We start from the raw sequence: 8,397 nt of genomic DNA, 5'->3' as shown, positions 1-8,397 counted from the left end.
GTGTATAAGAGACAGGGCGGGGGGACTGCGGACGGTGGCCTGAGGGAGGCCTGCGGGGAGGCCTGAGAGGCGTACCGGCCGTGGAAAAAATCAGTTGCCGAGGGGCAGTTGGGGTGACGTAGCTTGTTCGGCATGGCAGTAACTCTGATCCGTCGCTTTTAGCGGCGGCACCTTCGCGCACATCGCCTTCGCGCGCATCGCAAGGACCCGCCGTTCCGGGGACGACATCCCGCCGGGCGGCCTCTTCCGTGTTGCCCGGCTTCCCTTCGAAGCCGCGGAGATCCTTTGCGTGCCCAGCGTCATCAGCAGCAGCGTCATCAGCGTCCTGGCCGTCACGAGCTCGGCCAGAACTTCCTCATCGACCAGAGCGTCATCGACACCGTCATCGGCCTCGTGACCCGTACCGACGGGCCGATCATCGAGATCGGCGCGGGGGACGGCGCGCTCACCCTCCCCCTGCAACGCCTTGCCAGGCCCCTGACCGGCATCGAGATCGACGACCGGCGGGCGGCACGCCTCGCCCGCCGTACCCGCCCGTCGACGGCGATCGTCCAGGCGGACTTCCTGCGCTTCACGGTCCCCACCACACCCCATGTCCTGGTGGGCAACCTGCCCTTCCACCAGACGACCGCGATGCTCCGGCGCATTCTGAACGCCCCCGGCTGGACCGAGGCCGTCCTGCTCGTGCAGTGGGAGGTCGCGCGCCGCCGGGCCGGTGTGGGCGGGGCGACCATGATGACCGCGCAGTGGTGGCCGTGGTTCGAGTTCCGGCTCGTACAGCGCGTCCCCGCCGCGGCGTTCCGGCCCCGTCCCGGTGTCGACGGCGGCCTGATGACCGTGTCCCGCCGGGAGCGCCCCCTCGTCGACCGCCGGGACCAGCGGCGCTACCAGGACTTCGTGCACCGGGTGTTCACCGGCAAGGGGCGTGGCCTGCCGGAGATGCTGGCCGCCGCGGCACCCGAGCTGCCACGGCAACGGATCCGCCGCTGGACGCGCCACCACCGGATCGCCCCGACCGCCCTGCCGAAGAGCCTCACGGCGGAACAGTGGGCGGAGCTGTTCAGGCTGCGGTGAGCGCTGGGTCGGGGGCGGGCGCGGTCGTCCGCCTGCGCAGGGCCGCGTACAGCCCCGCGCTCACCACGAACCCCACCAGACAGGTGACGTCACCGAACGACGGCCAGTTCTCCGGGACCCAGCCCACGTACTTCTCCTGGTTGGAGAAGAGCGGCACCGACACCGCGATGCCCGCCAACAGGGCGGTGATTCCCGGCCAGTTGGAGTACGCGCGGTCGCCCAGCCGCCGTGCCAGTTCCTCGTCCGGCGTACGCGACTGAAGCCACCGCTCCATCAGCACCACCCCCAGCCACGGCCCCACCCAGTACGCGATCACCAGCAGGAACGCCTCGTACGCATGCCCCGCGTCGGCCAGCGACGCCCACGCCGCCGCCGTACCCGCGAGCCCGGACAGCACGACCAGCGCGCTGCGGCCGAGCCACCGGGGCAGTCGCAGGCCGAGGGAGGTGATGGACATGGCCGAGGAGTAGACGTTGAGGGCGTTCGCCGAGACCGCGCCCAGGATGATGGCGAGCAGTACCAAGTCACTGAGCCAGGACGGGAGATGGCCCGTGAAGGCGGCCGTCGGCGTCGCGCCCTCCGGCGCCGCGATCGTCGCCGAGGCCGCGCCGATCAGGGACACGACGGAGACGGAGACGAAGAGCCCCACGGCCGGATACACCGCCGTACGCCAACGGGACGCGGACGGCGGCAGATAGCGCGAGTAGTCCGAGGCCCCCGGGTTCCAGCCCGCCGCGTACCCCCAGGCCGCGCTGAAGGCCAGCAGGAAACCGCCGATGCCGCCGCCCGCGGACGGCGCGCCCAGGTCGGCCTCCCCGAAGGTCCACGCGCCCGCGAGCAGGAAGACGACGGCAAGGACGGGGAACGCGTACCGCTCGAAGACGTGCACGAAGTTGTGGCCGATGAAGCCGATGACGATCTCCGCCATCACGACCAGCAGGAGCGAGGGGAGGGGGCGCAGGCCGGTCAGCGTGTTGAGCGCGAACGCCGCGCTCACGCTGTTCACCGCGAACCAACCGACGCCCGCCACCAGGGCGTTGACCCCGGACGGGAAGACATTGCCGCGGTAGCCGAAGGAGAAGCGGCCGATCGTCATCTGCGGGACGCCGAACCGCGGTCCGTCGAGCGACAGCACCCCGTGCGTGACCGCGCCGAGTGCCGTGCCGAGCAGCAGCGCCGCCGAGGCCTGCCAGAAGTTCAGGCCGAAGAAGAGGACGGAGATGACACCGATGTAGACCGTCGCGAACTCGATGTTCGGCGAGGCCCACGTCCACAGCAGCTGGAGCGGGCCGCCGTGCCGCTCGGCGAGCGGAATGGGCTCCGAGCCCCTTGCCCACGAGCAGCCAGGAGATCGAGCCGACGAGCGGAAAGAGCAGCACGAGAATGGCCCAGAGCGGCTTCGGGATGTAGCGGATCTGCTTCTCATCGGTGCTGATGCAGTCGATGAAGGCGTAGATGCTGAGACCCAGCGGCACCAGCAACATCAGCACCCTGAGCATGCGAACTCCCCTTGTGCGTGGCGATCGGGGCCCTGGGAGGGCCCCGTTAGGGGGCCAGGGTAGTCGGTACCGGATACTGGAACGCATGGCTTACGACGATCTTCGCTCCCTGCTCAGGGCACTGGAACGCGAGGGCGACCTCAAGCGCGTCAAGGCCGAGGTCGACCCGTATCTGGAAGTGGGGGAGATCGTCGACCGAGTGCAGAAGGCGGGCGGCCCGGCGCTGCTCTTCGAGAACGTGCGCGGCTCCGCGATGCCGCTCGCGATGAACGTCTTCGGCACCGACCGCCGCCTGCTCAAGGCGCTCGGCCTGAAGTCGTACGGCGAGATCACGGACAAGATCGGCGGGCTGCTGAAGCCCGAACTGCCGCACGGGTTCGTCGGCGTGCGCGAGGCCTTCGGGAAGCTCGGCGCCATGACGCACGTACCGCCGAAGAAGGTGAAGTCCGACAACGCGCCGGTCCAGGAGGTCGTGCTGCGCGGCGACGACGTGGACCTGGAGCAGCTCCCGGCCCTCTTCACCTGGCCGAAGGACGGCGGCTCCTTCTTCAACCTGGGCCTGACCCACACGAAGGACCCCGAATCCGGCATCCGCAACCTCGGGCTCTACCGCCTCCAGCGCCACGACAAGCGCACCATCGGCATGCACTGGCAGATCCACAAGGACAGCCGCAACCACTACCAGGTGGCCGCGCGCCGCGGCGAGAAGCTGCCCATCGCGATCGCCTTCGGCTGCCCGCCCGCCGTGACGTACGCCTCCACCGCCCCCCTTCCCGGTGACATCGACGAGTACCTCTTCGCCGGGTTCATCCAGGGCAAGCGGATCGAGATGGTCGACTGCAAGACGGTGCCGCTCCAGGTGCCGGCTCAGGCGGAGGTCGTACTGGAGGGGTGGCTGGAGCCGGGGGAGATGCTCCCGGAGGGTCCGTTCGGCGACCACACCGGGTTCTACACCCCGCAGGAACCGTTCCCGGCCCTGACCATCGACTGCGTCACGATGCGCAAGCGGCCGCTGCTCCAGTCGATCGTGGTCGGCCGGCCGCCGACGGAGGACGGTCCGCTCGGCCGGGCGACAGAGCGGTTCTTCCTCCCCCTGCTGAAGATCATCGTGCCCGACATCGTGGACTACCACCTCCCCGAGGCGGGCGGCTTCCACAACTGCGCGATCGTCGCGATCGACAAGAAGTACCCGAAGCACGCCCAGAAGGTCATGCACGCCATCTGGGGCGCGCACATGATGTCCCTGACCAAGCTGATCGTGATCGTCGACTCCGACTGCGACGTCCACGATCTGCACGAGGTCGCATGGCGCGCGCTGGGCAACGCGGACTACGCCCGCGATCTCACGGTCGTCGAGGGGCCGGTCGACCATCTCGACCACGCCTCCTACCAGCAGTTCTGGGGAGGCAAAGCGGGCATCGACGCGACGAGGAAGTGGCCCGAGGAGGGCTATACGCGAGACGGCGGCTGGCCTGAGATGGTCCTTTCGGACCCGGAGACGGCGGCTCTGGTCGACCGCCGCTGGAAGGAGTACGGCCTGTGAGCAGCGCATCTGCCGCAATCCCCCAGCCCGGTCGTACGAAGGCCTTCCTGCGCCTCGTCATGATCGAGCACTCGGTGTTCGCGCTGCCCTTCGCGTACATCGCGGCGTTGTCGGCGATGTTCCAGCTGGACCGGAACATCCACTGGGGCCGGCTGCTCCTGGTGACCGTCGCGATGGTCGGGCTGCGTACGTTCGCCATGGCCGCGAACCGGATCATCGACCGCGAGATCGACGCCCGCAATCCACGTACGGCCCATCGCGAGCTGGTCACCGGCGCGATGTCGGTGAAGCACGCGTGGACGGGCGCGCTGGTCGCCCTCGTCCTCTTCATCGGCGCGGCGGCCCTGCTCAACCCCCTGTGCCTGGCCCTGGCCCCCATCGCGGTGATCCCGATGGTGGTGTACCCGTACGGCAAGCGGTTCACGAACTTCCCGCAGGCCATCCTCGGTCTCGCCCAGGCGATGGGCCCGATCGGCGGCTGGCTGGCGATCACCGGCGAGTGGTCCTGGGAAGCGGTGATCCTCGGGCTCGCGGTGGGCGTCTGGATCGGCGGCTTCGACCTGATCTACGCCTGCCAGGACGTCGAGACCGACCGCGAGATCGGCGTCATGTCGGTCCCGGCCCGCTTCGGCATCCCGGCCGCGATCTGGGGCGCCCGCGTCTGCCACACGATCACGACGGTGCTGTTCGTCTGGTACGCCCTGGCGACCGGTGCGGGCGCCTTCTTCTGGCTCGGCCTGGTGATCGTGGCCGCCGCGTTCCTCTACGAGCACTCGATCGTGAGGCCGCACGACCTGTCCCGGGTGAACAGGGCGTTCTTTTCGACGAACGGCTTCATCGGGATCTCGCTGTTCGTCTGTGCGCTGCTGGACCTGCTGGTGCGCGGGCTTACCGTATAGCCCGGTCGAGCGACTGGCGGCCGGGTGCGGGGCGGCGGAACAGGAACGCCGCCAGCACACCGGAAACCAGGCCCACGAGATGGCCCTGCCAGCTCACCGCGGTGTTGGTGGGGGCGATGCCCGTGAGGATCGAGCCGCCCCAGACCGCCGCGATCAGCAGCCCGACCACGATGCCGAGCGGCCGGCGCTCCACGAAGCCGCTGATCACCAGGAAGCCGAAGAGCCCGAAGATCAGGCCGGAGGCCCCCGCGGTGTTGCTGTGCGCCGGAGATATCAGCCAGACGCCGAGCCCGTCGGCGACGATGATCAGCGCGCTCACGGCGGCGAAGCGGCGCAGCCCGCCGAGGGCCGCGACGAAACCGAGGACCAGCAGGGGGAAGCTGTTCGACGCCACGTGGCCGAAGCCGAAATGGATGAACGCGGCGGGCACGATGTCGACCAGCTCCGACGGCGTGCGCGGAGTGATTCCGAGGCCGTCGAGGGAGTGGCCCGTGGCCACGTCGACCGCTTCGAGCAGCCACAACAGGGCCACCCAGCCCACCATCAGCTTCGCGGCCGTCTTCGCCCGGTCGCTACGGGTCCATCCCCGCTCGCTCCGAGCCCAACCGAGTCCGCTTCCGCTACCAGTCCCGTTAACTGCCATCGCCGTCCCCCATGTCCGCCCGCACACGTCGTACGCACCGGTACGCGCCTCGTAAGGGGCGCGGGGCTGTATCGATTTGCGGCTCCGCCGCGATGGGGGTCCCCCCGCTCGAGCGAAGCCGAGAGTGGGGGAGCGACCAGCCCCCACCGGCCCGCAGCCTCATCACTGCACTTCCAGCACGGCGCGTTGCCCTGTCAGATTAACGGCCGTGCCCCTCGCTCCGTTCCCACTCCGGGCCGCCGGATAGGCTCGACACCATGAAGCCAGGACAGACGCAGCGCACGCCTTGGATCGTGGGGGTCTCCGGTGCGTCCGGTACGCCGTATGCCGCTGCTGTGCTGCGTGCGCTTCTGGATGCGGGGGAGAGCGTCGACCTGATCGTCAGCAGGGCCTCGCGGCTGACGCTGCTGGACGAGACGGGGATCAGTTTCCGGGACGCCCACTGGGACGAGGACCTTCGGGAGTGGCTGTCCCGTGGCGCGGACGGGAAGCCCGGCACCTTCCGCGTCCAGGTCCAGGACGCACGGCACTGGAGTCCGGGTGACCTCGCGGCGGGGCCGTCATCGGGCTCGTACCCCTCGAAGGGCATGCTCATCGTGCCCGCGTCCACGGCCTGCGTCGCCGGGGTCGCGCTCGGCCTCTCCAAGGACCTGCTGCAGCGGGCCGCGAGCGTCGCGCTCAAGGAGGGCCGCAAGCTGGTCGTCGCCCTCCGCGAGACCCCGCTGAACGGTCAGACGCTGCGGCATCTGGTGACCCTGGACGCCGCGGGCGCGACCGTACTGCCGGCCTCTCCGGCGTTCTACGCGGGCGCCACGCACATCCAGGACCTGGTGGACTTCGTCGCCGGGCGCGTGCTGGACGCGGCGGGCGTCGAGCACACGCTCTACCGACGCTGGGAGGGCGAACTCGGCGGCGGCTCACGCACCACCTGAGCGCCACCGAGCACTACCTGCGCACCACCTGAGCAACGAGCAGTACCCACTCATCACTTCAGGAACTCTTCAGCGGAAGGCTATCGATCGCATGGACGCGGTGGACAGGCAGCTCATCCAGGCCCTCAGGGAGAACGGCCGGGCCTCCTACGCGGAGCTGGGACGCCTCGTCGGACTGTCGGGGCCCAGCGTCACCGACCGCATCAACCGCCTCGAGGCCGCCGGCGTCATCACCGGCTACCGGGCGACGGTCGACGCCGCCTCGCTCGGCCTCGGCGTCACCGCCCTGATCGGCATCTCACTCTCCGACGCAGCCGACCACGAGGACGTGGCGCGCCGCCTGAGGGACCTGAACGAGATCGAGGACTGCTGGTTCATCGCGGGCGAGGACTCGTTCATGCTCAAGGTCAGGGCGCCGGACGTGGACGGCCTGGAGAAGACGATCCGCCGGCTGTCCGGCACGAAGGGCGTCTCCCGTACGCGTACGACCATCGTGCTGTCCACGAAGTGGGAGAACCGGGTGGGTGAGCTGCCGGAGGAGGAGTAGGGCGCGGGGCGTACGGTTGACCGAGTTGTCGGGCAGGACGTTGTCGGGCAGAGACGGGCAGGGAGAGGTAGAGGCATGGACGTCGGGCTCAAGCGCGAGCTGGAGGAGAAGGTCCGGGCCGGTGAGCGGCTGACCCGTGAGGACGGCATCGCGCTGTACGAGTCGGACGACCTGGCCTGGCTGGGTGGTCTCGCGCACGAGGTGCGGACCCGCAAGAACGGTGACGTGGTCCACTTCAACGTCAACCGCCACCTCAACATGACCAACGTGTGCACGGCGTCCTGCGCCTACTGCTCCTTCCAGCGGAAGCCGGGTGAGAAGGACGCGTACACGATGCGCATCGAGGAGGCCGTCCGCCTCGCCAAGGCGATGGAGAACGAGAACCTCACCGAGCTGCACATCGTCAACGGCCTGCACCCGAACCTGCCATGGCGCTACTACCCGCGCTCGCTCTCCGAACTGAAGAAGGCCCTCCCGAACGTCTCCCTGAAGGCCTTCACGGCGACGGAGATCCACCACTTCGAGACGATCTCGGGTCTCTCGGCGTCCGAGATCCTCGATGAGCTGATCGAAGCCGGTCTCGAGTCGCTGACCGGCGGTGGCGCGGAGATCTTCGACTGGGAGGTACGGCAGCACATCGTCGACCACCGCACGCACTGGGAAGACTGGTCGCGCATCCACCGCCTCGCGCACTCCAAGGGCCTCAAGACACCCAGCACGATGCTGTACGGCCACATCGAGGAGCCGAGGCACCGGGTGGACCACGTCCTACGCCTGCGCGAGCTCCAGGACGAGACGGGTGGCTTCCAGGTCTTCATCCCCCTCCGCTACCAGCACGACTTCGTCGACATGAAGGACGGCAAGGTACGCAACCGGCTCCAGGCCCGTACCCAGATGGCGACCGGCGCGGAGGCCCTGAAGACCTTCGCGGTGTCTCGTCTGCTGTTCGACAACGTCCCGCACGTCAAGGTCTTCTGGGTCATGCACGGTGTCCAGACCGCCCAGCTGGCCCTCCAGCATGGCGCGGACGACATGGACGGCTCGGTCGTCGAGTACAAGATCACACACGACGCGGACAACTACGGCACGCCGAACAAGCTGACCCGTGAGGACCTGCTGGACCTCATCCGCGACGCGGGCTTCCGCCCGGTGGAGCGGAACACGCGCTACGAGGTGCTCCGCGAGTACGAGGGCCCGGACCGGGCGCTCCGCGAATCCCCGCAGCCCATGCGGGTCTGAACGTTTGCTTTCCCACCCACC

8 protein-coding genes and 1 pseudogene are annotated in these 8,397 nt (G+C 69.0%); 6 read left to right on the top strand and 3 right to left on the bottom strand.

Translation table 11 applies throughout. The annotated features are described in order from the left end of the window. The first annotated feature begins 285 nt into the window (after positions 1-285). Complete coding sequence (gene erm / locus G5C60_RS48055) at positions 286-1,074, top strand: 23S ribosomal RNA methyltransferase Erm (RefSeq protein ID WP_165270174.1); 789 nt, start codon at positions 286-288, stop codon at positions 1,072-1,074. On the opposite strand, the gene G5C60_RS48050 is transcribed toward erm, so the two are convergent. Further along, positions 1,061-2,500, bottom strand: a complete 1,440-nt coding sequence (locus tag G5C60_RS48050; RefSeq protein WP_165270172.1) for a purine-cytosine permease family protein — start codon at positions 2,498-2,500, stop codon at positions 1,061-1,063. The genes erm and G5C60_RS48050 overlap by 14 nt on opposite strands. After that, a pseudogene (locus tag G5C60_RS54405) lies at positions 2,460-2,558 on the bottom strand (hypothetical protein); the annotation flags it as partial. The pseudogene G5C60_RS54405 and the gene G5C60_RS48050, both read right to left, overlap by 41 nt. Positions 2,559-2,658: 100 nt before the next feature. On the opposite strand from G5C60_RS54405, the gene G5C60_RS48040 reads away from it, so the two are divergent. Together G5C60_RS48040 and mqnP are read left to right on the top strand one after the other, a co-directional pair. After that, entirely contained in the window at positions 2,659-4,116 is a 1,458-nt protein-coding gene (locus tag G5C60_RS48040) for a menaquinone biosynthesis decarboxylase (RefSeq protein ID WP_165270169.1), read from the top strand. Beyond that, complete coding sequence (gene mqnP / locus G5C60_RS48035; protein ID WP_165270167.1) at positions 4,113-5,015, top strand: menaquinone biosynthesis prenyltransferase MqnP; 903 nt, start codon at positions 4,113-4,115, stop codon at positions 5,013-5,015. The genes G5C60_RS48040 and mqnP overlap by 4 nt, the downstream gene beginning before the upstream one ends. Here the strand turns inward: mqnP and G5C60_RS48030 are convergent. Then, entirely contained in the window at positions 5,005-5,559 is a 555-nt protein-coding gene (locus G5C60_RS48030) for a rhomboid family intramembrane serine protease (protein ID WP_420907483.1), read from the bottom strand. The two genes, mqnP and G5C60_RS48030, sit on opposite strands and share 11 nt — an antisense overlap. Positions 5,560-5,915: 356 nt before the next feature. Here G5C60_RS48030 and G5C60_RS48025 point away from each other — a divergent pair, with 356 nt between their 5' ends. From G5C60_RS48025 to mqnE, 3 genes are all read left to right on the top strand, one after another. Next, entirely contained in the window at positions 5,916-6,590 is a 675-nt protein-coding gene (locus tag G5C60_RS48025) for a UbiX family flavin prenyltransferase (protein WP_165270163.1), read from the top strand. 91 nt (positions 6,591-6,681) lie between these two features. Next, positions 6,682-7,137 carry an Lrp/AsnC family transcriptional regulator gene (locus tag G5C60_RS48020; protein ID WP_165270161.1) on the top strand — a complete coding sequence of 152 codons (456 nt, stop codon included), beginning with the start codon at positions 6,682-6,684 and terminating at the stop codon, positions 7,135-7,137. 75 nt (positions 7,138-7,212) lie between these two features. Further along, positions 7,213-8,376 (top strand): aminofutalosine synthase MqnE, encoded by a 1,164-nt coding sequence (gene mqnE, locus G5C60_RS48015; RefSeq protein WP_165270159.1) that lies wholly within the window; start codon positions 7,213-7,215, stop codon positions 8,374-8,376. The last annotated feature ends 21 nt before the right edge of the window (positions 8,377-8,397 follow it).

Origin of the sequence: Streptomyces scabichelini (assembly GCF_011045015.1) — a bacterium.
In the GTDB taxonomy this organism is placed as follows: Bacteria; Actinomycetota; Actinomycetes; order Streptomycetales; family Streptomycetaceae; genus Streptomyces; species Streptomyces scabichelini.
Note: the sequence above shows the minus strand (reverse complement) of the source record. Positions and strands in the feature narration are given on the sequence as shown.

Excerpts from the sequence above, each read along its gene's own strand:
- G5C60_RS48050 (WP_165270172.1), bottom strand. The coding sequence starts at position 2,500 with ATGAGAAGCAGATCCGCTACATCCCGAAGCCGCTCTGGGCCATTCTCG.
- G5C60_RS48040 (WP_165270169.1), top strand. The coding sequence starts at position 2,659 with ATGGCTTACGACGATCTTCGCTCCCTGCTCAGGGCACTGGAACGCGAG.
- G5C60_RS48030 (WP_420907483.1), bottom strand. The coding sequence starts at position 5,559 with ATGGTGGGCTGGGTGGCCCTGTTGTGGCTGCTCGAAGCGGTCGACGTG.
- G5C60_RS48025 (WP_165270163.1), top strand. The coding sequence starts at position 5,916 with ATGAAGCCAGGACAGACGCAGCGCACGCCTTGGATCGTGGGGGTCTCC.
- G5C60_RS48020 (WP_165270161.1), top strand. The coding sequence starts at position 6,682 with ATGGACGCGGTGGACAGGCAGCTCATCCAGGCCCTCAGGGAGAACGGC.
- mqnE (WP_165270159.1), top strand. The coding sequence starts at position 7,213 with ATGGACGTCGGGCTCAAGCGCGAGCTGGAGGAGAAGGTCCGGGCCGGT.